Below are 22968 nucleotides of genomic sequence, written 5' to 3' on the forward strand. Positions count from 1 at the left end.
CATTTTCTCATACTTTATCAAGAAAATCTTCCGTTCATTACTGATTAAACAAGCACTTTTTTCGCTTCCCCTTTTACTCAATATGAGTGAAAATTCGCGGTTTACACACTGCGTACCCGGCAGCGTTCGCCAACTCATTCACTGGCGCGAAAGCAAATCGCCCTCTCTTCCCCGAATTCACTGATATCTTACCGGTGGGCAGGAGAATAAACGCAGGCAAACGATTAACATACTGCTTACGTGCTGTAACATGTAGCATCAGGAGTCATTCTTACTATGGCAACGATTAAAGATGTCGCCAAACGCGCTAGCGTTTCGACGACCACCGTGTCACACGTTATTAATAAAACGCGTTTCGTCGCCGAAGATACCAAGACTGCCGTTTGGGCAGCGATTAAAGAGCTGCACTATTCTCCCAGCGCTGTGGCGCGCAGCCTGAAAGTCAACCACACCAAATCCATCGGCCTGCTGGCAACGTCAAGCGAAGCCCCCTATTTTGCCGAAGTGATCGAAGCCGTAGAGAACAGTTGCTATAGCAAAGGCTATACGCTGATTCTGTGCAACTCGCACAATAACCTCGCTAAGCAGCAGGCGTATCTGGCGATGCTGGCGCAAAAACGCGTCGATGGCCTGCTGGTGATGTGTTCCGAGTATCCCGACCAGTTGCTGGGGATGCTGGACGAGTACCGGAATATTCCCATGGTGGTCATGGATTGGGGCTCTTCCCGCAGCGATTTCACCGATTCGATTATCGATAACGCCTTCGAAGGCGGATACATCGCCGGAAAATACCTGATCGAACGCGGTCACCGTGACATTGGCATTATCCCCGGGCAGCTTTCGCGCAATACCGGTGGTGGCCGTCATCAGGGCTTCCTGAAAGCCCTGGCGGAAGCCGATGTCGAGGTTCGCGATGAGTGGGTGGTTCAGGGCGATTTTGAGCCTGAATCCGGTTACAAAGCGATGCACCAGATTCTGACGCAGAAGCAGCGCCCTACCGCAGTATTCTGCGGGGGGGATATTATGGCGATGGGCGCGATCTGTGCGGCCGATGAGCTGGGCCTGCGCGTCCCGCAGGATATTTCCGTGATCGGTTATGATAATGTCCGCAATGCGCGTTATTTCTCTCCGGCATTGACCACCATCCATCAGCCAAAAGAGCGTCTGGGTGAAAGTGCATTCGCCATGCTGTTAGATCGCATCGTCAGTAAACGTGAAGAGTCGCAGACTATTGAAGTGCATCCAAAACTGGTTGAACGCCGCTCCGTGGCAGACGGCCCATTCCGCGATTACCGCCGCTAAGAGTCCATTGCCTGGCGGCAGAGTCATCATTGATTCAGCCGCCGAGCCATTCCTGATTCAAGCTTTCACTGTCGCCCAAATATGCCAGTAACCACGCCAGCGCCAGTGACGGGTTCTGGTGTTCCCACGTCAGGCAACAGGTGCTCTGTGGGAAAAGCTGCGCCAATGACAACGACTGTAAGTAACCGTCATCGATCAACGGCTGCGCCAAATGCGAAGGCAGCATGCCCACGCAAAACCCGGCGCACAGGCAGTCGATCGCACTGATCCAGTCTGGCACCACCAGTTGGCGCTGATTGTCCAACATCCAGGTGTCACGCTTGGGTAACGTTCGCGAGGTATCTTCGAGGCAGCAAGACGATTACACTTCGCCCGTTCTAATTCCTAAAATAAATTCATCTGCTGCCAAGAATAACGAGATCCAATCTATGAAGAAGTCCCCTGCTTTCATGTTCTACCTTGCCGGGTTGAGCATGCTTGGCTTTTTAGCTATCGATATGTACCTGCCCGCGTTTAGTGCCATGCAAAACGATCTCCAGGCTTCTGCTGGCTCCATCAGCGCCAGCCTGAGTATTTTCCTTGCCGGCTTCGCCTGCGCCCAACTGGTTTGGGGAACGCTCTCCGATCGCATTGGCCGCAAACCTGTGCTGATTATGGGATTGACGTTGTTTGCGATGGGCTGTCTGGGTATTTTCTGGATCACCACCAGTACGCAACTATTAGTGCTGCGCTTTATTCAGGCGGTGGGCGTGTGTTCCGCTGCCGTGAGCTGGCAAGCGTTGGTGGTTGATCGTTATCGCGATGGTCAATCCAACCGGGTTTTCGCCACCATCATGCCGCTGGTTGCGCTCTCCCCCGCGCTGGCACCGTTGCTGGGCGCATGGACGCTGAACCACCTCAGTTGGCGGGCAATTTTTGGGGTGTTGCTGATCGTCAGTTTGCTGCTGTTGGTCCCGACGCTGTTTTTGCGCGAGAGGCGTACCGTCAGACAGCAGAAAACTGCTGACAATGTTGGGTTCTTCAGCTTGCTGTCATCAACGGTCTTCTCAGGTAACGTGCTGATTTTTGCCGCCTGCTCAGCGGGTTTCTTTGCCTGGCTGACCGGTTCTCCTTTCATTCTGGCAAACATGGGATACAGCCCCAATGACATTGGCTTGAGCTATGTTCCGCAAACCGTGGCCTTTTTATTGGGCGGTTATGGCTACCGCATGGCGATAGCCCGCATCGCGGGGAAAACGTTGCTGCCATGGCTGTTGGTTTGTTATGCGCTCAGTATGATGGCGTTGTATCTGATTGCCGTTCTCACCCAGCCAACGCTGCTCATGCTGCTGATTCCGTTCTGTATTATGGCGCTGGTCAATGGGGCAATTTATCCGATTGCGGTAGCCAACGCACTCACGCCCTTCACGGGAAGTACGGGCAAAGCGGCAGCACTGCAAAATACACTGCAACTGGGGTTATGTTTTATCGCCAGTGTGATTGTCTCTGCGTTTATTGCGAATGCATTGCTGGCAACGGTAACGGTGATGCTCTCAACCGCCGTATTGGCGGGGACGGGATATTTACTGCAAAAACGTCGGGTGGGTGATGGGAAACAGTTGAAGAGTCAAACCGCACATGCTAACTCTGCGTCATAATTTCCTTTGTTAATAATCACTTAAATAATATGTTGGTTGGATGTGATTTATTATTGAGAATCACATCCGCCGCGCCTATACTCAATTCCAACCACTATTAATAACACTTTTACAAAACTTTTATTATCAGCATGTTTTTGTGGCGTGGAACGCGTCACACTTTATCGTTCAAGGATGGACCTCTCCCGTTGCCAGCGAGTAACCGGAGTTCTTCAAAATTTTCCTCTGTTCATAATCGGATATCAGATACTGCGGACCAACCGCTGGTTCTCATATACGCCTGCAAATATTGTCTATGCTTTTCCTTGCAGGTTATAAGCCAGAAGAGAAAGAGGTGGAGAAGCTATGAGTTCATCATGTATAGAAGACCTGAGTATTCATGACAACCAATGGTACCGGATTGTTCATGAGATGCTCGGCATGGCCGATATCGAAATCAACGGATCACGACCGTTCGATATTAAAGTGAATAATCCGGATTTTTTTAAGCGAGTTTTGCAAGAAGGTTCACTTGGCCTCGGCGAAAGCTATATGGACGGCTGGTGGGAATGTGAACGACTGGACACTTTTTTCCATAAAGTGCTGCACGCCGGACTTGAAAGAAAACTGCCCCATCACCTGAAAGATACGCTGCGCATAGCCGCGGCCCGTCTGACCAATCTGCAATCCAAAAAAAGAGCCTGGATTGTTGGCAAAGAGCATTACGATTTAGGTAACGATCTCTTTGCCAAAATGCTCGACCCTTACATGCAATACTCCTGTGCTTACTGGAAAGATGCAGCAACGCTGGAGCAGGCCCAGGAAGCGAAACTGAAATTAATCTGCGACAAACTGCAATTGCAGCCGGGGATGACCCTGCTGGATATTGGCTGCGGTTGGGGCGGATTGTCTGAGTACGCAGCGCGCCATTACGGTGTTTCGGTAACTGGCGTCACCATTTCTGCCGAGCAGCAGAAGATGGCCCAGAAGCGCTGTGAAGGTCTGGATGTCATTATCTTGCTGCAAGATTATCGCGATCTTAATCAGCAGTACGACCGCATCGTGTCGGTGGGGATGTTCGAACATGTCGGCCCCAAAAATTATCCCACCTATTTCAGCGTGGTTGAACGTAATCTCAAGCCTGACGGCCTGTTCCTGCTGCATACCATTGGTTCCAATAGAACCAATTTGAGTGTTGATCCCTGGATAGACAAATATATTTTCCCCAATGGTTGTCTGCCGTCGGTGATACATATTGCGCAAGCCAGTGAAGGGCATTTCGTCATGGAAGATTGGCACAATATCGGGGCCGATTACGATCGCACGTTGATGTCCTGGTATGAACGTTTCCAGCAGGCATGGCCTGAACTGTCAGAAAGATACTCAGAACGTTTCGAACGTATGTTCAGCTACTACCTGAATGCCTGTGCCGGTTCGTTCCGTGCCCGTGACATTCAGTTGTGGCAGGTTCTTTTTAGCCCAAGGGGCGTTGAGGGTGGTATTCGCGTAACGCGTTAATTTCGGATAGCGCATTAAAAAATGCCGGTCAGAATTCTGACCGGCATTTTTTTTCTGCTCGTCATTATTCAACGATTAAATGTAGACCCGCAGATACTCCGACAGACACAGAATCGCCATGGCCTGGCCGTAAGGCATGGAGGTCAGCGCAATTTCGCGATAGAAATCCAGATCGTTGCCCATCGCCGTTCCGAAGGAGACCTGCGTCAACTCGCCCTGATCATTGATGTGTTTCACCACACCCTGCACCGCGCGAACGCCCATTTGCGCATAAGACTTGTCGACGTAACGCTTGCGGACCGCTTTCAGAATACCGTAGGCGAATCCGGCGGTGGCTGACGCTTCCAGGTAAGAATCATGATCGTCAATCAGCGTATGCCACAGTCCCGATGCATGCTGATGCTCGGCAAGTGCCGCAATCTGACTCTCAAGCACCTGTAACAAGAAGCGGCGCGTGGCGTCATGCTCAGGCAAATCGAGCATTTCGATAAAATCCGGGATCGCCACGGTGATCCAACTGTTGCCGCGAGCCCAGCGCGCCCTGGCGAAATTATGATTGCCAGCAAACGTCCAGCCGTGGAACCACAGCCCCGTTTCGCGATCCATCAGATACTGGATATGCAGCATGAACTGATACTTGGCTTCTTCGACATATTCAGGTTTATTCAGCAACTTGCCGATTTTCGCCAACGGCAGCACGCTCATCATCAGCGTGTCGTCCCACATCTGCTGATGGTTTTCATTGTTGTAAACCACATGCTGCAAGCCGTTCTTTTCGGTGCGCGGCATATCGTACATCACCCACTCTGCCCAGGCTTCGAGGTAAGGCAACCAGCTCTGATTGCCGGTCTCTTCATAGCGGTAAGCCAACGTCAGGAATGGGCAAACTGTATTCACATTCTTGGTCGGCATCTGCTCGGCCAGACGGGCAACAAACCAGTCATCAATGATCGCCAGCGCGGTAGGATCGTTGGTTTGCTGATAGTATTTGTAGATGCCATACAGGCCGACGCCATGCGTCCACTCCCAACCGGCCCAGCCTTTAGTGTCAATAACCCGCCCATCGTCAAGCCGCAGCAGGAACTCACCGGTTTCATCTTTGATATTGATGAGGTTGTTCGCTACCTTATGGATTAATCCCTTCACTTCATCGCGCGTGATAAAGTATTCCGGCTGACGCAGCAGTTCACTGTGTTTAACACTAAATACTTTCATTCATGTCACCTTTGGCTGGCTAATCGGAAAATGTTCAATGCTGACAGTGTAGTAATTCGCGGCATGCGACACCTTTTGCTGACTGCCATGCAGGGTTTTTCACTGGCAAAAAGAGAAAGGCCCCCGCCACCGTCATCACAGTTTTGTCTTTGTTGGTTCGTGTTGAGGGGCACAGCGGACTGCCAGTGTGATGACCGGGAGGGCCTGAACGCGGCAAAATCAGCGGGTAGTTTCACCGAAGGTTTTTACGGTGGGGCCCGCCAGATCGCGATGCGCCAGCACACGTTCTACGGTATCGACTACCGCCTGGGTTTGCGGATCAATTTCAATATTCACTTTGTCGCCGAGGCGCTTTTTACCCAGCGTGGTTCTTTCCAGCGTTTCCGGAATCAAATGCACGCAGAAACGGTTGCGGGTCACTTCGCCCAGCGTCAGACTAATTCCGTCGATGCCGATGAATCCTTTGTGCAGGATATATTTCATGTTCTGTTCATTGGCAATACGGAACCACACCTGGCGGTTATTTTCTGACGTCAGGATTTTAACGATCTCGGCGGTACACATAATATGGCCCGACATCAGATGCCCGCCAATTTCATCATTGAATTTCGCTGCGCGCTCGACATTGACCAGATTGCCCACTTGCAGATCACCAAGATTGGTCAGGCGCAGCGTCTCTTTAATCAGGTCAAAGCTGATGCGATCACCCTCAATAGCGGTCACCGTCAGGCAACAGCCATTATTGGCGACGGACGCCCCGAGCTCCAGATTTGCCAGCATCTCTGCGGGAAGCTGCACGGTGTGTGTACGGAAATTAGCCTTGTCTTCTATAGCAACCAGGGGAGCAACACCCTGAACAATACCGGTGAACATATGTCATGCCTCTCGAGTTAAACGTGGACAATGCCTCTCAAGTCAGTTTGCCGCAGATTCAGGTGAAAGCCAAACCGTAAGGACTAAAATATTACAGTACCGTGTCAGCTTGATATTTAACGCCAAAATTTGCTTAAAATGGCGGGATATGTACAATCTTTCCAGCCCATCCCACACTTTCTTAAAATCACTTTTACTGGTGATGGTTTTTTTCGCTCTTGAATGATGGTTTTTTTGCTCTTGAATATAGTAAAGAGGTGTATGCGTGCAGAAGTACATTAACGAAGCGCGTAGTTTATTGGCTCTCGCTCTTCCTGTCGTCATCGCGCAAATATCCCAGACGGCAATGGGCGTTGTCGACACGATCATGGCTGGTTCGGTCAGCGCGACGGATATGGCGGCCGTGGCCGTCGGGACGTCAATCTGGTTACCGGTCATTCTTTTTGGTCACGGTATTCTACTGGCGATGACGCCAATAATTGCGCAATTGAACGGTTCGGGTCGCCGCGACCGGATTGCCCATCATGTGCGCCAGGGGTTCTGGCTGGCCTCCATTTTGTCCGTACTGCTTATCACCGTGCTGTATAACAGCCATCTGGTGATTGAACGGATGCACAATGTTGATCCGCTGCTCGCCGAGAAAGCGGTCGGTTTCCTGCACGCCATTATGTGGGGTGCGCCGGGCTATCTGTTTTTCCAGGTGTTGCGTAACCGATGCGAAGGACTGTCCAAAACCAAACCCGGTATGGTGGTGGGTTTTCTTGGATTACTGGTCAATATTCCGGTTAACTACATTTTCATTTATGGGAAATTCGGTGCGCCAGCACTCGGTGGCGTAGGCTGTGGCGTGGCAACCGGGACGGTGTATTGGGTCATGTTCCTGGCGATGAGTGTCTATGTGAAGCGCTCTGCCCTCCAGTTGGAACTCAAGCCAGCCGACGCGTTTGAAAAACCGAACGCACAGACGCTCATACGCATGACACAACTCGGTTTGCCGATTGCATTGGCGCTGTTTTTTGAAGTGACGTTGTTTGCTGTTGTGGCACTGCTGGTGTCACCGCTCGGTATTGTGTCGGTTGCAGGCCACCAGATTGCGCTCAATTTCAGTTCGCTGATGTTTATGTTGCCGCTGTCGCTGGGCGTTGCGGCAACCATCCGCGTCGGCCACCGATTGGGGGAAGGTTCACCGGATGCCGCGCGCATCGCGGCGTATACCGGTCTGGCGACCGGCGTTGCGCTGGCCTGCATGACCGCCATTTTCACTACGCTCTTTCGCGAGCATATTGCCCTGCTCTATAACAAGAACCCGGCGGTGGTGGCGATGGCCTCACACCTGATGTTGCTGGCGGCGGTTTACCAGATCTCCGATTCCATTCAGGTGATTGGAAGCGGCATATTGCGTGGATATAAAGATACCCGCTCCATTTTCTATATCACCTTCGTGGCATATTGGGTGCTGGGGCTGCCGAGTGGTTATCTTCTGGCGCTGACGGATTATATTGTGCCCGCGATGGGGCCGAGCGGATTCTGGTGCGGCTTTATTATCGGTCTGACGTTCTCCGCCATCATGATGGCACTGCGTATGCGCTGGCTGCAGAAATTACCTGCGGAGATGATTTTACAGCGCGCAGAACGCTAATTCAGGGTAAACGGAACAGGAAATCCAGCAGTGATTTTCTGTTCCGCGCACCTCGTCACCTCGTTGGAAATGTTGAAAAAATCGACGGAGTGCGCATAAGCGCAGCAATCACATGCATTTGGGAGAAAAATTCCATTTTTTCCCTTGCCAGCAACCGGGTAGCTCGTTAATATTCGTCCCCGCTGCCCCCTGAGGCAGCAGAAAACAGCAGTGCGTCCGTAGCTCAGTTGGTTAGAGCACCACCTTGACATGGTGGGGGTCGGTGGTTCGAGTCCACTCGGACGCACCAAAATTTTCTGATTTGCCTGAAATGTTTTTCTGATTTGCCTATATACCTTTGATTTACCTAAATTGTGCGTCCGTAGCTCAGTTGGTTAGAGCACCACCTTGACATGGTGGGGGTCGGTGGTTCGAGTCCACTCGGACGCACCAGGTAAAACAGCCAGTCCCTCTCTGCACTCTGTCTTTATCATCAAGTAATGCGTTCTTAGCTCAGTTGGTTAGAGCACCACCTTGACATGGTGGGGGTCGATGGTTCGAGTCCATTAGAACGCACCACACTTGTTTGCGCAGATATCCTCCATGTTTTACCCATCACCCCGTTTTGACACTCATCCGTTTACAAACCACGCGTCTCCAGAAACAGCACCGTTGCCGCAACGCGCGAACGTACATTCAATTTGCGCAAGAGATTACGGATATGCACTTTTACCGTTTCTTCAGAGACATACAGTGCCGCAGCGATCTGTTTGTTCGACAGGCCCGCCGCCACCTCTTGCAGCACATCCAGCTCGCGCTCTGTCAACACGGCAAACGGCGATACCGAATCCTCTTTTTCACCTCGACGATGCAAAACATCCCGAACCTGTTCGCTGAATGCATCACCGTGACGAATGGCATCCAGCAGGGTTTCCGGGGCGCTGTCCTTGAGCAGGTAGCCATCTGCGCCTGCATCAACCAGCGCGTAAATGTCGCTGGGCGTATCAGAAACGGTCAGCACAATCACCCGGGCGGTAATGCCATCAAGGCGCAGCGCGTGGAGCGTATCCAGGCCGCTCAATCCCTTCATGTTCAAATCCAGCAGAATAATGTCTGGCGAGAGACGATTGGCAAGGCTTACCGCTTCCACGCCGTTGCTGGCTTCGCCGACCACATCAAACGCATCGTCCATTTCCAGCAACTGGCGGATACCCCGACGCATGAGCGGATGATCATCAACGATCATCACCCGATAACCTGGTTTTCCCAACATGCTCAAACTCCATTTTCTTATTGATTTAATTATTTTTATTGTTTATTTCGCGTTCAACTTCCGCTGTCGGTGTCATGAAATGGACGCTAATCAGCGTACCGCCCTGCGGATGACGCCCGATATCAATCGTGCCACCTAACCGTTCGGTGCGTTCCTGCATGATATTCAAACCGTAATGCCCCGCGGGTTCTTCCCGATTAACGATACCGCGCCCGTCATCACGGATCTCAACCCGATGACTGCCATCGGACTGCGTCCAGCAATCGACAACAATATTGTTTGCCTGCGCATGCTTGATCGCGTTCAGCACGGATTCACGGATAATTTGCAGCAAATGAACTTGTTGCGAAGCGTCCAGTACCTGAGTCGGAATACGGCAATTAATCTGAATTTTGGCGCTGGTCTGCGCGCGCAACGGTTCAATCATTTCCTGCATCGCGGCGGGTAAATCCGCTTGTTGCAGGGTCTGCCGGAACGTGGCGAGCAGTTCCCGCAACTGGCGATAGGCGTCATTCATCGCTTGCTCAAAGTCGGCGATAAATTGTCTGGCGCGGGTGTTTTCCTCTGGCACCGCACGTTTTAACAGCGTCAACTGGATATTCAGATAGAAAAGCACCTGCGCCAATGAGTCGTGCAACTCCCGGGCAATGGTGGCGCGCTCTTCCATCAGCAAAAGTTGCTGATAGTGTTTTTGCGCCTGATTAAAGTAGAGTCCGCGCCCCAGCATACTGGCGACGCTTTGCATCAGTTGTGCCGACGGTTGTTGTACTGACGATGATTGCTCCGGTGCCTGCCAGCGCAGTTGCCCGAAAACCACTTCCTGTAAACTGATGGGTAACGTCTGCCATGCGCGATCCTCAGTCGGCGTACCTTCGCACAACAACCAGTTCTCCCCGACCACCATTTCCAGGCAGCTCACCGTTTCATAGCGGTGGACAATCTGTAGGATCTGCTGGAAACAGTGCTGATCGATGGTGGTAACATTCAGCGCCTGCGAACAGTTGTACAACACTTCCAACATGCGATTGGCTTCCTGCAATCGCACCGTTTTCTGCCGTACCTTGGCCTCAAGCGAATGATAGAGTTTTTGCAATTCGTCGCTCATGCGCTCGAAGGTGCGAGCCAGCGATCCCAGTTCATTGGGCAGGTTCGTATCCAGAACCAGATGGGAGAAATTCCCCTGCTCAATGGATGCACAGGCTGCGACCAGTTTGTTAAGGGGTACCACCACCTGACGGCGAATACGGTGCAGCGTAAAAAATATCAGGGTAAAAATAGCGCACGAACCCATGATTGACGCCACCACCACCAGCATCATCTTGCGTTCAGCGTAGTGCTGCAATGCCAGTACAAAGAGATCGATCTGGGTGACATAGCGGACGATATTGCTCTGATACCACGCCAAATCCCCGGCGCGAAGTCGGTCATCCATCATTATCCAGTTCTGCTGCAAGGCGGCATACTGCGCACGCACCTCGCGCGGCACATACCAACGATTCAACAGATGAAATACCGGGGAATCCAGCGTTTGCGCATAGAGCTGATTGTGTTGCAGCAACTCGGCCCGATTGCCTTGTAAATCATACCCCATACGATAACTCTGCATGCGCATCGAACCGGCGATATTGATCGCTTCCGCATCGCGCAAACTGCTGGCAAGCGTCAGCAACGCAATGCCGGTGGTCAGCAGCGATAACAGGGCGATATAAAAAAATGCGCGTGCGAGACTGGCAGAAACCGGGCGTTTTACCATCACAATAAATAATCCCTTTATCTTTGTGTGGACAACCTAACAAAAAAGCCGCGTGGGCGAAAACGGTCTGAGCGGTTATTGCGACCTGCCTCCCTTCCTCCGTCACCCTGCCTATTTTCAACGCTCCCGATCGGTGCCGCCGCCGTAATCGCTCATAAGCTTGATCCCACGTCGCCATTTACCTCTAAAGGGTGATTACCCCCTACCCTGCGCGAAGCATAGTGTTATCCATATAATAACAACACGATCTATATGGAATTTAACTGTGTGTATTTTCTGGCTTTGGAGCAACAAACAGCCATGACCAACCTTTCGCGGCGTTCATTACTGACCGGTGGCCGACATTGCGCGGCGAATACACTGCGCCCACCGTGGAGCGGTGCTGAAAGTGATTTCCTCAGTCAATGTACACGCTGCAATGCCTGCATCTCCGCCTGTGGAAGCGGGATTTTACAACGCGGGCCAGGAGGATTTCCCTTCGTCGATTTCCAGCGCGGAGAGTGCCTGTTTTGCTACGACTGCGCCAACGCCTGCCCAGAAGGATTGTTTGCCGCGCGCCATACAGCGCCGTGGAACTACCAACTGACTATCCGCGGTAGCTGTTTGTCGCTCAATCAGGTGGAGTGCCGCTGCTGTCAGGATGCCTGCGAATCGGGCGCGATCGCCTTTCGCCCAACGTTACGACGTGTCGCTCCCCCTTCGCTCGATGAAGCGCTTTGTACTGCCTGCGGCGCCTGCATCGCGTATTGCCCGGCCGGGGCGATTGCAATGGAAAGTCGTCCAGCGGCAGAGCGCCGCCCAACGCTACAGGAAAACCCATGAATACAGTCTGGCATGTTTGCAGTTTAGTGGTTCGAGCCCATACGGAACGATTGGCTGAAGTGAGCGCAACGCTGAGTTCCCTGCCCGGTTGTGACGTTGCCGTCAGCGATATCGCCAGCGGTAAATTGGCCGTGGTGCTGGAGTCGGACTCAGAAGAATCGCTGTTAAAACAAATGGCGTCAGTACGCGATCTCGCAGGCGTGCTGGCAGTTTCGCTGGTTTATCACCAGTTCGATGAACAAATCCAGGGTGAGGAAACACCATGAGACTCAGTCGACGACAATTTATGAAAGCCAATGCTGCCGCCGCGGCAGCCACGGCGGCAGGCATGACTATTCCGACAACCGCTCTCGCCGTCGCAGGCCCGCAGGACGCCATCCACTGGGATAAAGCACCATGCCGTTTCTGCGGCGTAGGTTGTGGTGTACTGATTGGCACGCAAAATGGCCGGATAGTCGCCAGTCAGGGCGATCCCGAGGCACCGGTGAATCGCGGGCTTAACTGCATCAAAGGCTATTTTCTGCCGAAGATCATGTACGGCCAGGATCGGGTGACCCAACCGCTACTACGTATGCGCGACGGCAAATACGACAAGGAAGGCGAATTTACCCCGGTGAGCTGGGAGCAGGCTTTCGATGTGATGGCGGAGAAATTCAAAACCGCGTTGAAAGAGAAAGGCCCGGGATCGATAGGAATGTTTGGTTCCGGCCAGTCGACCATTTGGGAAGGCTACGCGGCTGCCAAACTGTTCAAGGCTGGATTTCGCTCCAACAATCTCGACCCCAACGCCCGCCACTGTATGGCTTCAGCCGTCGTCGGCTTTATGCGCACCTTCGGCATGGACGAGCCGATGGGCTGTTATGACGATATCGAGCAGGCCGATGCTTTTGTGTTGTGGGGATCGAACATGGCAGAAATGCACCCGATCCTCTGGTCGCGCATTACCGATCGCCGCCTTTCGGACACCAATGTCACGGTAGCGGTGCTTTCCACTTTCCAGCATCGCAGCTTTGAGCTGGCTGATAACGGCATGGTATTCACGCCGCAAACTGACCTCGCCATTCTCAATTACATCGCCAATTACATCATTCAGAATAATGCGGTCAATGAGGAATTCTTTGCCCGTCATGTGAATTTACGCAAAGGCGCGACCGATATCGGCTACGGCTTGCGTCCGTCGCACCCGCTGGAAAAAGCGGCGAAAAACCCCGGCTCCGATGCCTCTGAACCGATCCAGTTTGAAGAATACAAAGCGTTTGTCGCCGAATATACGCTGGAGAAAACCGCCGCACTGAGCGGCGTGCCAGCCGATCAACTGCAAGCGCTGGCGCAGCTTTATGCCGATCCAAAGAAAAAAGTGGTCTCCTATTGGACCATGGGATTCAACCAGCATACGCGCGGGGTGTGGGCCAATAACCTGGTCTATAACCTTCACCTGCTGACGGGCAAGATTTCCCAACCTGGCTGTGGCCCGTTCTCGTTGACCGGACAACCGTCCGCCTGCGGCACCGCGCGCGAAGTCGGAACGTTTGCCCATCGCCTGCCCGCCGATATGGTGGTCACCAATGAGAAACATCGCGCCATTGCTGAAGCATTGTGGCAATTACCGACCGGCACCATTCCAGACAAAGTCGGCCTGCACGCCGTGGCGCAGGATCGCGCGCTGAAAGACGGCACGCTCAACGTCTATTGGGTCATGTGCAACAACAACATGCAGGCGGGGCCGGCGATCAATGAGGATCGTATGCCCGGCTGGCACGACCCGCGCAATTTCGTGATCGTCTCCGACCCCTATCCGACAATCAGCGCGCTGGCCGCCGACCTGATTTTGCCGACCGCCATGTGGGTGGAAAAAGAAGGTGCCTACGGCAACGCCGAGCGACGCACGCAATTCTGGCGTCAGCAGGTCAAGGCGCCTGGCGAATCAAAATCGGATCTCTGGCAGTTGGTCACCTTCGCCAAACGCTTCACTGTGGAGGAGGTCTGGCCGGAAGCCCTGTTGGCGCAGAAACCGGCCTATCGCGGCAAGACGCTCTACGATGTGCTGTTCGCCAATGACAAGGTTACGCGTTTCCCGGTGACCGAACTGGCCGACGATCAACTGAACGATGAGTCGCGTGAGCTCGGCTTCTATTTGCAGAAAGGGCTGTTTGAGGAATACGCCGCCTTTGGTCGCGGCCATGGCCACGATCTGGCACCGTTTGATGCTTACCATCAGGCACGCGGGCTGCGCTGGCCGGTGGTGGATGGCAAGGAAACCCTGTGGCGCTACAGCGAAGGCCACGATCCTTTTGTCAAAGCCGGGGAAAAATACCGTTTTTATGGCAAACCAGATGGCAAAGCGGTGATTTTCGCGCTGCCGTATGAACCTGCGGCAGAAGCACCGGACAGTGAATACGATCTTTGGCTCTCCACGGGTCGCGTTCTCGAGCACTGGCACACCGGCAGTATGACGCGCCGCGTGCCGGAACTGCACCGGGCCGTTCCCGAAGCGATGCTGTTTATCCACCCGCTGGATGCCAAAGCGCGCGATCTGCGCCGCGGTGAAAAGGTGCGGATTATCTCGCGCCGGGGCGAAGTGGTGTCGGTTGTCGAAACGCGGGGACGCAACCGTCCACCGCAAGGGCTGGTGTATATGCCGTTCTTTGACGCCGCGCAGTTGGTCAACATCCTGACACTGGATGCGACCGATCCGCTCTCCAAAGAGACGGACTTTAAAAAATGCGCCGTTAAACTGGCCAAGGTGTAGCAGACATGGCTCGCCCGGTGAAACCTCAACCTGCCCGCCGCCGCTTTCTGCGCGACACCGTCCGCGCCATTGCCGGGTTATCGGCCGTGGTGGTGGTACTTGGCGTACAGCAGCGGCGCAGCCAGGCCGACGTGCTCCGGCTTCGTCCGCCGGGAGCAGTGGCGGAAGCGGCGTTTTCCGGCACCTGCATACGCTGCGGTCAATGTGTGCAGGTCTGTCCGTACCAGACGCTGAAACTGGCGACGTTGGTGTCCGGCCCGGCGGCGGGTACCCCGTATTTTGTTGCCCGTGATATCCCGTGTGAAATGTGTGAAGACATTCCTTGCGTCGTCGCCTGTCCGAGTGGCGCATTGCAATCGCTGGGCTCTATCGATGAGGCGAAGATGGGGGTGGCAGTGCTGATGGATCAGGAAAACTGTCTTAATTATCAGGGACTGCGCTGCGATGTGTGCTATCGCGTCTGCCCCTTGATCGACAGCGCCATCACACTCGAGTCGGAGCGGAATGCCCGCACCGGCAAGCACGCCCGTTTCCTGCCTACGGTACATAGCGATATCTGCACCGGCTGCGGAAAATGCGAAAAAGCCTGCGTACTGGAACAGGCGGCAATCAAGGTGTTGCCGCGTGCGCTGGCGAAAGGGGAACTCGGGCACCACTACCGTTTCAGTTGGCTGGAGTCGAACGATGGCAAATCGTAAGCAGGACGCCGGGCAAGCGGCGCGGGACACAAAAGGCTGGTGGCGCAGCCATCGCTGGCTGGTGTGGCGGCGCCTGACGCAATCTCTGGTACTGGGCATGTTTCTCTGCGGGCCGTGGTTGGGTCTGTGGATCCTGCGGGGCAATTACAGCGGCAGCCTACTGTTGGATACCGTTCCGCTCAGCGATCCATTGATGATTCTGCAAAGTCTGGCAAGCGGTCACCTGCCCGCAACGCTCGCACTGGTTGGCGCGCTGATTATCGCGGTGGGTTATGCGCTATCAGGTAAGCGCCTGTTTTGCAGTTGGGTCTGCCCGATTAACCCGCTTACCGATCTGGCTGCCTGGTTGCGTCGCCGCTTCAATATTACCGCGTCCGCCACGCTCCCACGCAAGCTGCGTTATCTGTTGCTGATAGTGATTTTGCTGGGCAGTACGCTGACGGGCAGCCTGCTATGGGAATGGATCAATCCGGTTTCGCTGGCAGGAAGAGGGTTGATTTTCGGATTCGGTGCAGGCATCTGGCTATTGCTGAGTCTCTTCCTGTTCGATTTGCTCGTTGTGGAACACGGCTGGTGTGGTCATCTGTGCCCCACAGGCGCGCTGTATGCCGCCATCGGCAGTAAAGGCGTGCTGGTCGTTGATGCGGTCGATCGCGAGCGCTGCACGCGTTGTATGGACTGTTTTCATGTCTGCCCAGAACCGCAGGTGCTGCGCGCGCCGGTGTTGGATGAGCAGAGCCCGGTGCAGGTCACTGACCGCGATTGTATGACATGCGGACGCTGCGTTGATGTCTGCGCTGAAGACGTTTTTAAAATAACCCTTAGATGGAATTCGGGAGCTAAATCATGAAAAGCCAGAACCTGACGACAGGATGGTTACGCTGGATAACCGCCCTGCTGATGATGGGCAGTGCGATGGCGGCTGCGCAGGTCGACTTGAGTCAGTCGCCGGAAGTGTCTGTCACACAACCGGGAAACAATCGGATGCCGAAGCAGCAGGAGCGCATGGCGCTCAACTATGTGAACCAACCGCCGATGATCCCCCACAGCGTGGACGGTTATCAGGTTAGCGCCACGTTTAACCGCTGTCTGCAATGTCACAATGTGGAAAATTATCGCGCCTCCAGTGCGCCCCGCGTCAGCCCTACCCATTTTGTGGACAGGGACGGCAAAGTGCTCGGCAATGTGGCTCCCGCACGCTATTTCTGCCTGCAATGCCATGTGCCGCAAACCGATGCCGCGCCGATTACGGGCAACACCTTCGCCCCTTCTAAAGGTTTTGGACAGTGAGGTCTTCGATGGAACAACCTGAAAAAGCGGGACGGCTACGCCGACTATGGCAATGGTGGCGGCGGCCAAGCCGCCTGGCGTTGGGAACACTGTTAATTATTGGTTTTGCTGGCGGCATTTTCTTTTTGGCGAGTTTTAACAAAACAATGGAAATGAGCAACAGCGAAGCGTTTTGCATCAGTTGCCACGAGATGCGCGATAACGTCTATCAGGAATATACGAGCACCGCGCACTACAGCAACCGTAGCGGTGTGCGCGCAACCTGCCCGGACTGCCACGTTCCGCATGAATTTGTACCGAAAATGGTGCGAAAAATACAGGCCAGCAAGGAGTTGTACGTCAAAATACTGGGCAGCATCGATACGCCGCAAAAATTCGACTCACATCGGCTGGCGATGGCGCAGAACGAGTGGCGACGGATGAAAAACAATAACTCCCAGGAGTGCCGTAACTGCCATAACTTTGACTATATGGATTTCTCCGGGCAGAAAACGGTGGCGGCAGAGAAGCATAGTGAAGCGATTAAAACCGGACAGACCTGTATTGATTGCCATCAAGGCATTGCGCATAAATTACCGGACATGACCGGCGTACACAGCGGCTCATGACTCATCCAATTTACGCGGGGATGACTATTTAGAGATGACTATACGGGTCAGCAATGACTATGCGGGGATCGGCTAACGCCCTCCCCGCTTTTTTTCGCCACGCGTGCGTCAAATCCCACTCACCACGGCCTTATCCCGATACACGTTAAAACCTATCCCGATACACATTAAAACCCTGCACGATGTGTTCAAGAGAGGCTTATCAACCGCCTGTTGAGGCACCCGACGCCAATGCCGCCTGGGCCTGGCTGATACTGCGTTCAATCACCGCCCGGCGCGTATCGTTTTGCGGCAACACCCGCAACATGCTTTGCCAGGCGTCGATGGCTTCCTGATAACGTTGACCTTCAAACGCATTGAACGCCAGCAGGCTCAACACCCGTACATTTGTCGTACCGGAATGCTGCAGTTCGCGCAGCATTTCCCCGCCGCGCAGGTTTTCCCGCGGATTGCTGGAGCGCAACAGGAATTCGGCATAATCGAGTTTAAGCTCTTCATTTTGTGGATCAAGCTGATAGGCGCGGGTCAGCGCCTGAGCCGCCATTTCGGCATTGTTCAGCGCTCCGGCAATGCGGCCAAGCAACCACCAATCCTGTGGATTGTTGGGATGATCTTCCAGTTGACTGCGCAGACCCAGGCCAAGGAGCGCCACGTCTTCGATGGTGAGTTGTTCCGCCTGCGGATCCATCACGCGTTTCATCAGTTCCGGCGTCAGGTCAACTACCCGCCGCCACTCCTGCACCTGATTGACGCTCGATGTTTGCCAAAACAGTCCAAGGCTGACGGCCACCAGCAACAGGATCCCCGGCAGTAGCACCCAGCGGGGCAAGGGGCGTGCCCGCACCGCAGATTCACCGGGGATATCCTGCAATAAGCTGTGCTGGAGTTCTTCAACCATACCCGCGCGCTCGGCGTCGTTGGTATTATCCACGGCAAGTTCGCGCAGGCGGTCATGATATAGCGCCCGATTTATCGCATCCCGATCGCGTTCACCCTGCGTTGACCAGGGCGCAAGCAACAGCGCCGAAAGCGCCAGAAGCGAAAGAATAATTGTCGTTACCAGCAGCATCATTGCCGTTTCTCCTTGCCTGTCAACAGCGCCTGTAACCGCTTTTTCTCCTGCTCGCTCAGTGTCGACGGTTCGTCGCGCTGGTGGCGACGGGCGCGGCGAAAGATCATCCCGCCGCCTACCAGCAGAAACAGGGCCGGCAGCAACCAAAGCAACACCGTCACGGGCGTGACGGGCGGTTCATAGGTAACAAAATAACCATAGCGATCAATCATATAATCGATAACTTGCTGTCTGGTCTGTCCCTCTTGCATCAACTCATACACTTTTTGTCGCATATCAGTGGCAATCATTGAATTCGAGTCGGCGATACTGTTGTTCTGACATTTCGGGCAACGTAATTGCGTGGTCAACTCACGGAATTGCTGTTCCTGCGCCTCATTTTCGAAGTGCCAGGCATCCGACGAGGCCAGCGCACTGAATGACAGCAGTAACGCACCAAGAAAACCGATCATTTTCATGCGCAGCTCCCTTCGCTGTACTTTTCCCAGAGTGGTTGCAACGTTTCCCGCCACACTTGCGCATTGAGATCGCCCGCATGACGGAAGCGGATAATGCCGCATCCATCGATCAGAAAGGTTTCCGGCGCACCGTACACGCCCAGATCCAGCCCCAGCATGCCGTTACCGTCAAACAGGCTCATCGCATAAGGATTCCCCAGCTCATTCAGCCACGTGATGGCTTTTTGCCGGTCGTCTTTATAGTTCATGCCAACCACACGTATCCCCTGCGCCGCCAGCGTGTTGAGGAACTGGTGTTCTGCGCGGCACGTCGGGCACCAGGTCGCCCAGACATTCAACAAGAGGGGTTTGCCATCGATCAGCTCAGATTGGTTGTGAATTTTTCCCGGGTGCTCCAGTGCCTCAAGCTTGAAGGGTGGGATCGGTTTGCCGATCAGGGCCGATTCCAGCCGCATCGGATCGTCACCCTCACTGTTGCGCATCAACTGCCACAGCAGGGCAAAGGAGAGCAATAAAAATAGAATCAAGGGAATAAACAGCATCTTGCGGCTCATGACGCCTCCCGATCGGTGCGTCGCAGGCGGTAGCGCGGATCCAGCATGCACAGCACGCCGCCGAACGCCATTAATGCACCGCCGTACCAAATCCAGCGCATGAAGGGCTTATAATAGAGCCGTAACGCCCAACTGCCGTCGTCCATCTCTTCGCCCAATGCCGCATAGAGATCTCGCGTAATTCCGGCATCTATCGCGGCTTCCGTCATGATCATGCCGCTGTTATTGTAGAAACGTTTTTCAGTCTGCAAGGTGGCTTCCGCTTTGCCGTTGCGCGTCACCTCGAGAGTGCCTTCGCCACTCTGCCAATTGGGGCCAACAACATCGCGAACGCCCTGGAATGTGAAGCGATAATCGAGGATAAAGACACTATCTCCCGTATTCATTCGAACATCGCGCTCAATGCTGTAGTTTTGGCTGAAGGCGATCCCCACCACCGTTACCGCCAGGCCAACGTGGCCGCACACCATGCCCCACTGACTGCGCGACAGCCCCGTCAGGCCGCGCCAAAACCCCTGTCGGCGGGTGGCGTTGCTATACACATCAACCAGCGTCAGCACAAACACCCATATCGCCATCGATAATCCGACCACGGTCATGGCCATAATGGTGTCTTGCAACAACCACGGAAGCAGAAAAGACAGGGCCGCAGTGACGATCAGCGCGATAACCAACAGGCGACGCAGTTTTTTGGGCTCATCACGCCGCCAACGCACCAGTGGCCCAATCCCTAACAGCAGTGCAAACGGCGCCATCAACGTACTGAACATAATATTGAAGAACGGCGCGCCGATAGAAATACTGCCCAGCCCCAGTTGTTTATGCACCAACGGCAACAGCGTTCCCAGCAACACCACCAGCGTCGCCGCAACCAGCAATAGATTATTGCCCAGCAGAAAAGATTCGCGCGACCAAAGCGTATTGCTCACCCGCGCCCGTACCCGATTGCCTTTGATGGCGAACAACAGCAGGGAACCGCCGATGACGATGACCAGAAACGCGAGGATAAACATGCCTCGCGCCGGATCCGAGGCGAAGGCGTGTACCGAGACCAGCACCCCGGAGCGCACCAGAAATGTACCCAGCAGACAGAGCGAGAATGCGCCTATCGCCAGCAATACGGTCCAGGCTTTAAAACTGCCGCGCTTCTCGGTGACCGCCAGCGAATGCATCAACGCCGTCCCTACCAGCCACGGCATCAGCGAGGCGTTTTCCACGGGATCCCAGAACCACCATCCGCCCCACCCTAATTCGTAATAGGCCCATGCCGAACCGAGGACGATACCTAGCGTCAGAAATACCCAGGCCGCCTGAGTCCACGGGCGCGACCAACGGGCCCAGGCGTTGTCCAATCTTCCTGCCAACAATGAGGCCACCGCAAAAGCAAAGGCCACTGAAAATCCGACATACCCCATATAGAGCAGCGGCGGATGGAAGATCAGCCCGACATCTTGCAGCAACGGATTGAGATCGCGACCATCGATCGGATAATCCGGCAGCGTGCGGGTGAAAGGATTGGACGACAGCAGAATGAACAACAAAAAACCGACATTGATCATTCCCATCACGGCAAGCACCCGCGCCACGGCCTCTGTCGACATTGCGCGGCTGAATATCGCCACCGCAAAGGTCCATCCACTCATCAACAACACCCAAAGCAGCAGCGATCCTTCATGCGCCCCCCACGCGGCGGCAATGCGATACCAGACCGGCAAGGCACGGTTCGAGTTATTCGCCACGTAGAGAACGGTGAAATCATTGATGACCAGCGCATACACCAGAATAAGAAATGCGCCCAGAATACAGGCGAACAGGGCCCAGGCGAGAGGGCGCGCCAATGCCATCAGACGCGCCTCCTGACGCGATGCCCCCCAGAGCGGATAAACGCTCAACAGCAACGCCACCCCGAGCGCCAGACAGAGCAGATAATTCCCCACTTCAGGCATCATATGCGATTGCCCCCTTTGATGGCGGGAGCGTGTTGATGCTGCTCATCCATGGCGGCTTTTACTTCCGGCGGCGTGTAGTTTTCATCATGCCGCGCAAGCACTTCCTGGGCGACGATATGTGTCTCAGACTCCAGCACACCTTGCGCTACCACACCCTGCCCCTCGCGGAACAGGTCGGGCAGTATTCCCTGATAACTGACCTTCACTTCGCCCCGGGCATCATACAATGTGAAATGAACCTGCAAACCCTGACTGTCACGCTGCACGCTGCCGGGCATGACCATGCCACCGATGCGCAGACGCTGCCCCTGCGTCGGTTTCTGCTGGGTTTCATTTTTACCGTAAAGAATTTCGCCAGGGGTATAAAACAGATCGATATTGGAACGCAGCGCATAGAGCATTAACGCTACCGTCACCACAACTCCGCAGATAATGGCCACAATGCCATAGAGGCGAGTTTTCGCAGGTAAGCTCATTGATCTCCCCCCGACGTCTCACCCTGCAATGGCGTGAGTTTTCGCTGCTCGTGTGCCCCCTGGTGGCTGACATCGCGTGCCTTTTCCCGGCGGATGTCACGAGCCCTTTGGTGGCGAATGTCGCGTAGCAAAGTACGCCTTTGCCATAGCGTGTGGGCAACAAGGGCGCTCAATGGCAATAGGGTCAAGGCGGCGGCCAACCAGACATAAAAGGCATAACCGCCCATCGCGAAGAAATCTTGCCAGCCAGTAAACGCTGTGTTCATCATGCCATGCCTCCCTTGTTGGCCAGTTTCGCCACCCAGCCGCACGCACGTTGCTGCGCCAGAATCAAATTCCCCAGCCGTATCAGTGACAGGGTAACAAACAGACTCATAAAGCCGAATATCATCATTCGCAGCGGCATGCGCATCGCGGGATCGAGCGTTCTCTGCATATTGGTCGATCCCTGATGCAAGGTGTTCCACCACTCAACCGAATAATGAATAATGGGCAAATTCACTACGCCCACCAGCACCAGAATTCCTGCGGCACGCCCGGCCAAACGGCGATCGTCAAAGGCGTTATAGAGCGCAATGACGCCTGCATAGAGAAACAGCAACACCAGCTCCGACGTCAGGCGGGCGTCCCAGACCCACCAGGTTCCCCACATCGGCTTGCCCCAGGTCGATCCTGTTGTCAGCGCAATGAAGGTATACACCGCACCTACGGGCGCCATCGCGGCAACAACCAGCTCTGCCATTTTTGACTGCCTGACCAAGCTGATGAGTGCAGCAACTGCCATCGCGGCATATACCCCCATCGACCAGATTGCCGCGGGAACATGCAGATAAATGATGCGATAGGCTTGCCCTTGCTGGTAATCAGCGGGGGCGAACACGAAACCCCACAGGCAGCCGCCGAGCAATAGCGCTGCGCTGAGCATCCCCAACCAGGGAACGAGCCTTTCACAAAGGCGATAAATACGCTGTGGCTGTGTCTGCTGAGATGAGGTTTTCGACATAATCAATTGCTCTCCATGCTGAGATCCCTTCCCTGTCGTGCGATGAACATGTGGGTAGGACGATAAATACCTGTCGGCAGACCGGTGGTTTCCAAGTTACAAAGCCTTACACTATTAATGG

General features: G+C 54.3%; 22 protein-coding genes, 3 tRNA genes and 1 pseudogene. 14 read left to right on the plus strand and 12 right to left on the minus strand.

The features are described 5' to 3' along the window. Nucleotides 1-276 precede the first annotated feature (276 nt). The gene (purR, locus tag DRI82_RS11835) at nucleotides 277-1302 is read left to right on the plus strand and encodes an HTH-type transcriptional repressor PurR (protein WP_114193860.1); all 1026 of its coding nucleotides are present in this window, start codon (nucleotides 277-279) and stop codon (nucleotides 1300-1302) included. A 34-nt stretch (nucleotides 1303-1336) separates the two neighbouring features. Here the strand turns inward: purR and DRI82_RS11840 are convergent. Continuing rightward, nucleotides 1337-1660, minus strand: a pseudogene (locus DRI82_RS11840) (LysR substrate-binding domain-containing protein); the annotation flags it as partial. Nucleotides 1661-1730: 70 nt separating this feature from the next. Here DRI82_RS11840 and punC point away from each other — a divergent pair. Further along, a complete protein-coding gene (gene punC, locus DRI82_RS11845; RefSeq protein WP_114193864.1) occupies nucleotides 1731-2939 on the plus strand; it encodes a purine nucleoside transporter PunC in 1209 nt (402 codons plus the stop codon). Between the two features lie 345 nt (nucleotides 2940-3284). Next, on the plus strand, nucleotides 3285-4436 hold the full coding sequence (gene cfa / locus DRI82_RS11850) for a cyclopropane fatty acyl phospholipid synthase (RefSeq protein ID WP_114193866.1): 1152 nt from the start codon (nucleotides 3285-3287) through the stop codon (nucleotides 4434-4436). A 75-nt stretch (nucleotides 4437-4511) separates the two neighbouring features. On the opposite strand, the gene bglB is transcribed toward cfa, so the two are convergent. Both bglB and DRI82_RS11860 read right to left on the minus strand, forming a co-directional pair. Then, nucleotides 4512-5651, minus strand: coding sequence for a beta-galactosidase BglB (gene bglB / locus DRI82_RS11855; protein ID WP_114193868.1), 1140 nt, complete (start codon nucleotides 5649-5651; stop codon nucleotides 4512-4514). Between the two features lie 219 nt (nucleotides 5652-5870). Next, a complete protein-coding gene (locus DRI82_RS11860) occupies nucleotides 5871-6524 on the minus strand; it encodes a riboflavin synthase subunit alpha (protein ID WP_114193870.1) in 654 nt (217 codons plus the stop codon). A 265-nt stretch (nucleotides 6525-6789) separates the two neighbouring features. Between DRI82_RS11860 and DRI82_RS11870 the strand changes: the two genes are divergently transcribed. The 4 genes from DRI82_RS11870 to DRI82_RS11885 all read left to right on the plus strand — a co-directional run bounded on the left by DRI82_RS11870 (nucleotide 6790) and on the right by DRI82_RS11885 (nucleotide 8721). Next, entirely contained in the window at nucleotides 6790-8163 is a 1374-nt protein-coding gene (locus DRI82_RS11870; protein ID WP_114193874.1) for an MATE family efflux transporter, read from the plus strand. 212 nt (nucleotides 8164-8375) lie between these two features. Continuing rightward, a tRNA-Val gene (locus DRI82_RS11875) sits at nucleotides 8376-8452 on the plus strand. Between the two features lie 66 nt (nucleotides 8453-8518). Next, a tRNA-Val gene (locus DRI82_RS11880) sits at nucleotides 8519-8595 on the plus strand. 49 nt (nucleotides 8596-8644) lie between these two features. Then, nucleotides 8645-8721: transfer RNA gene (locus DRI82_RS11885), tRNA-Val, on the plus strand. 61 nt (nucleotides 8722-8782) lie between these two features. Here DRI82_RS11885 and narP read toward each other — a convergent pair. Together narP and narQ are read right to left on the minus strand one after the other, a co-directional pair. Then, nucleotides 8783-9415 carry a nitrate/nitrite response regulator protein NarP gene (gene narP, locus DRI82_RS11890; RefSeq protein WP_114193876.1) on the minus strand — a complete coding sequence of 211 codons (633 nt, stop codon included), beginning with the start codon at nucleotides 9413-9415 and terminating at the stop codon, nucleotides 8783-8785. A gap of 25 nt (nucleotides 9416-9440) precedes the next feature. After that, the gene (narQ, locus tag DRI82_RS11895; protein WP_114193878.1) at nucleotides 9441-11168 is read right to left on the minus strand and encodes a nitrate/nitrite two-component system sensor histidine kinase NarQ; all 1728 of its coding nucleotides are present in this window, start codon (nucleotides 11166-11168) and stop codon (nucleotides 9441-9443) included. A gap of 300 nt (nucleotides 11169-11468) precedes the next feature. Here narQ and napF point away from each other — a divergent pair, with 300 nt between their 5' ends. The 7 genes from napF to napC are packed head-to-tail and all read left to right on the plus strand — an operon-like array spanning nucleotide 11469 to nucleotide 17335. Further along, nucleotides 11469-11990: a ferredoxin-type protein NapF gene (gene napF / locus DRI82_RS11900; RefSeq protein WP_114194151.1), complete on the plus strand. Its 522-nt coding sequence runs from the start codon at nucleotides 11469-11471 to the stop codon at nucleotides 11988-11990. Further along, a complete protein-coding gene (gene napD / locus DRI82_RS11905) occupies nucleotides 11987-12256 on the plus strand; it encodes a chaperone NapD (RefSeq protein WP_114193880.1) in 270 nt (89 codons plus the stop codon). Before napF ends, napD begins: the two co-directional genes overlap by 4 nt. Further along, complete coding sequence (napA, locus tag DRI82_RS11910) at nucleotides 12253-14739, plus strand: nitrate reductase catalytic subunit NapA (protein WP_114193882.1); 2487 nt, start codon at nucleotides 12253-12255, stop codon at nucleotides 14737-14739. Before napD ends, napA begins: the two co-directional genes overlap by 4 nt. A 5-nt stretch (nucleotides 14740-14744) precedes the next feature. Further along, the gene (gene napG / locus DRI82_RS11915; protein ID WP_114193884.1) at nucleotides 14745-15437 is read left to right on the plus strand and encodes a ferredoxin-type protein NapG; all 693 of its coding nucleotides are present in this window, start codon (nucleotides 14745-14747) and stop codon (nucleotides 15435-15437) included. Then, the gene (gene napH, locus DRI82_RS11920; RefSeq protein WP_114193886.1) at nucleotides 15424-16287 is read left to right on the plus strand and encodes a quinol dehydrogenase ferredoxin subunit NapH; all 864 of its coding nucleotides are present in this window, start codon (nucleotides 15424-15426) and stop codon (nucleotides 16285-16287) included. The genes napG and napH overlap by 14 nt, the downstream gene beginning before the upstream one ends. Continuing rightward, nucleotides 16284-16727, plus strand: coding sequence for a nitrate reductase cytochrome c-type subunit (napB, locus tag DRI82_RS11925; protein WP_114193888.1), 444 nt, complete (start codon nucleotides 16284-16286; stop codon nucleotides 16725-16727). Before napH ends, napB begins: the two co-directional genes overlap by 4 nt. A gap of 8 nt (nucleotides 16728-16735) precedes the next feature. Further along, on the plus strand, nucleotides 16736-17335 hold the full coding sequence (gene napC / locus DRI82_RS11930) for a cytochrome c-type protein NapC (RefSeq protein ID WP_114193890.1): 600 nt from the start codon (nucleotides 16736-16738) through the stop codon (nucleotides 17333-17335). A 202-nt stretch (nucleotides 17336-17537) separates the two neighbouring features. On the opposite strand, the gene ccmI is transcribed toward napC, so the two are convergent. Genes ccmI through DRI82_RS11965 form a run of 7 tightly spaced genes read right to left on the minus strand, consistent with a single transcriptional unit; the run spans nucleotide 17538 to nucleotide 22847 of the window. Beyond that, nucleotides 17538-18407, minus strand: a complete 870-nt coding sequence (gene ccmI, locus DRI82_RS11935; protein ID WP_114193892.1) for a c-type cytochrome biogenesis protein CcmI — start codon at nucleotides 18405-18407, stop codon at nucleotides 17538-17540. Further along, nucleotides 18404-18865: a cytochrome c-type biogenesis protein gene (locus DRI82_RS11940; protein WP_114193894.1), complete on the minus strand. Its 462-nt coding sequence runs from the start codon at nucleotides 18863-18865 to the stop codon at nucleotides 18404-18406. The genes ccmI and DRI82_RS11940 overlap by 4 nt, the downstream gene beginning before the upstream one ends. After that, the gene (locus DRI82_RS11945) at nucleotides 18862-19419 is read right to left on the minus strand and encodes a DsbE family thiol:disulfide interchange protein (protein ID WP_114193896.1); all 558 of its coding nucleotides are present in this window, start codon (nucleotides 19417-19419) and stop codon (nucleotides 18862-18864) included. The genes DRI82_RS11940 and DRI82_RS11945 overlap by 4 nt, the downstream gene beginning before the upstream one ends. Next, nucleotides 19416-21368: a heme lyase CcmF/NrfE family subunit gene (locus DRI82_RS11950; protein ID WP_114193898.1), complete on the minus strand. Its 1953-nt coding sequence runs from the start codon at nucleotides 21366-21368 to the stop codon at nucleotides 19416-19418. The genes DRI82_RS11945 and DRI82_RS11950 overlap by 4 nt, the downstream gene beginning before the upstream one ends. Next, the gene (ccmE, locus tag DRI82_RS11955; protein ID WP_114193900.1) at nucleotides 21365-21844 is read right to left on the minus strand and encodes a cytochrome c maturation protein CcmE; all 480 of its coding nucleotides are present in this window, start codon (nucleotides 21842-21844) and stop codon (nucleotides 21365-21367) included. The genes DRI82_RS11950 and ccmE overlap by 4 nt, the downstream gene beginning before the upstream one ends. Beyond that, nucleotides 21841-22110 carry a heme exporter protein CcmD gene (ccmD, locus tag DRI82_RS11960; protein WP_114194153.1) on the minus strand — a complete coding sequence of 90 codons (270 nt, stop codon included), beginning with the start codon at nucleotides 22108-22110 and terminating at the stop codon, nucleotides 21841-21843. The genes ccmE and ccmD overlap by 4 nt, the downstream gene beginning before the upstream one ends. Continuing rightward, entirely contained in the window at nucleotides 22110-22847 is a 738-nt protein-coding gene (locus tag DRI82_RS11965) for a heme ABC transporter permease (RefSeq protein WP_114193902.1), read from the minus strand. Before DRI82_RS11965 ends, ccmD begins: the two co-directional genes overlap by 1 nt. Nucleotides 22848-22968: the final 121 nt, after the last annotated feature.

It is taken from the genome of Edaphovirga cremea (assembly GCF_003332275.1).
Lineage (GTDB): Bacteria > Pseudomonadota > Gammaproteobacteria > Enterobacterales > Enterobacteriaceae > Edaphovirga > Edaphovirga cremea.

Excerpts from the sequence above, each read along its gene's own strand:
- purR (WP_114193860.1), top strand. The coding sequence starts at position 277 with ATGGCAACGATTAAAGATGTCGCCAAACGCGCTAGCGTTTCGACGACC.
- punC (WP_114193864.1), top strand. The coding sequence starts at position 1,731 with ATGAAGAAGTCCCCTGCTTTCATGTTCTACCTTGCCGGGTTGAGCATG.
- cfa (WP_114193866.1), top strand. The coding sequence starts at position 3,285 with ATGAGTTCATCATGTATAGAAGACCTGAGTATTCATGACAACCAATGG.
- bglB (WP_114193868.1), bottom strand. The coding sequence starts at position 5,651 with ATGAAAGTATTTAGTGTTAAACACAGTGAACTGCTGCGTCAGCCGGAA.
- DRI82_RS11860 (WP_114193870.1), bottom strand. The coding sequence starts at position 6,524 with ATGTTCACCGGTATTGTTCAGGGTGTTGCTCCCCTGGTTGCTATAGAA.
- narP (WP_114193876.1), bottom strand. The coding sequence starts at position 9,415 with ATGTTGGGAAAACCAGGTTATCGGGTGATGATCGTTGATGATCATCCG.
- narQ (WP_114193878.1), bottom strand. The coding sequence starts at position 11,168 with ATGGTAAAACGCCCGGTTTCTGCCAGTCTCGCACGCGCATTTTTTTAT.
- napF (WP_114194151.1), top strand. The coding sequence starts at position 11,469 with ATGACCAACCTTTCGCGGCGTTCATTACTGACCGGTGGCCGACATTGC.
- napD (WP_114193880.1), top strand. The coding sequence starts at position 11,987 with ATGAATACAGTCTGGCATGTTTGCAGTTTAGTGGTTCGAGCCCATACG.
- napA (WP_114193882.1), top strand. The coding sequence starts at position 12,253 with ATGAGACTCAGTCGACGACAATTTATGAAAGCCAATGCTGCCGCCGCG.
- napG (WP_114193884.1), top strand. The coding sequence starts at position 14,745 with ATGGCTCGCCCGGTGAAACCTCAACCTGCCCGCCGCCGCTTTCTGCGC.
- napH (WP_114193886.1), top strand. The coding sequence starts at position 15,424 with ATGGCAAATCGTAAGCAGGACGCCGGGCAAGCGGCGCGGGACACAAAA.
- napB (WP_114193888.1), top strand. The coding sequence starts at position 16,284 with ATGAAAAGCCAGAACCTGACGACAGGATGGTTACGCTGGATAACCGCC.
- napC (WP_114193890.1), top strand. The coding sequence starts at position 16,736 with ATGGAACAACCTGAAAAAGCGGGACGGCTACGCCGACTATGGCAATGG.
- ccmI (WP_114193892.1), bottom strand. The coding sequence starts at position 18,407 with ATGATGCTGCTGGTAACGACAATTATTCTTTCGCTTCTGGCGCTTTCG.
- DRI82_RS11940 (WP_114193894.1), bottom strand. The coding sequence starts at position 18,865 with ATGAAAATGATCGGTTTTCTTGGTGCGTTACTGCTGTCATTCAGTGCG.
- DRI82_RS11945 (WP_114193896.1), bottom strand. The coding sequence starts at position 19,419 with ATGAGCCGCAAGATGCTGTTTATTCCCTTGATTCTATTTTTATTGCTC.
- DRI82_RS11950 (WP_114193898.1), bottom strand. The coding sequence starts at position 21,368 with ATGATGCCTGAAGTGGGGAATTATCTGCTCTGTCTGGCGCTCGGGGTG.
- ccmE (WP_114193900.1), bottom strand. The coding sequence starts at position 21,844 with ATGAGCTTACCTGCGAAAACTCGCCTCTATGGCATTGTGGCCATTATC.
- ccmD (WP_114194153.1), bottom strand. The coding sequence starts at position 22,110 with ATGAACACAGCGTTTACTGGCTGGCAAGATTTCTTCGCGATGGGCGGT.
- DRI82_RS11965 (WP_114193902.1), bottom strand. The coding sequence starts at position 22,847 with ATGTCGAAAACCTCATCTCAGCAGACACAGCCACAGCGTATTTATCGC.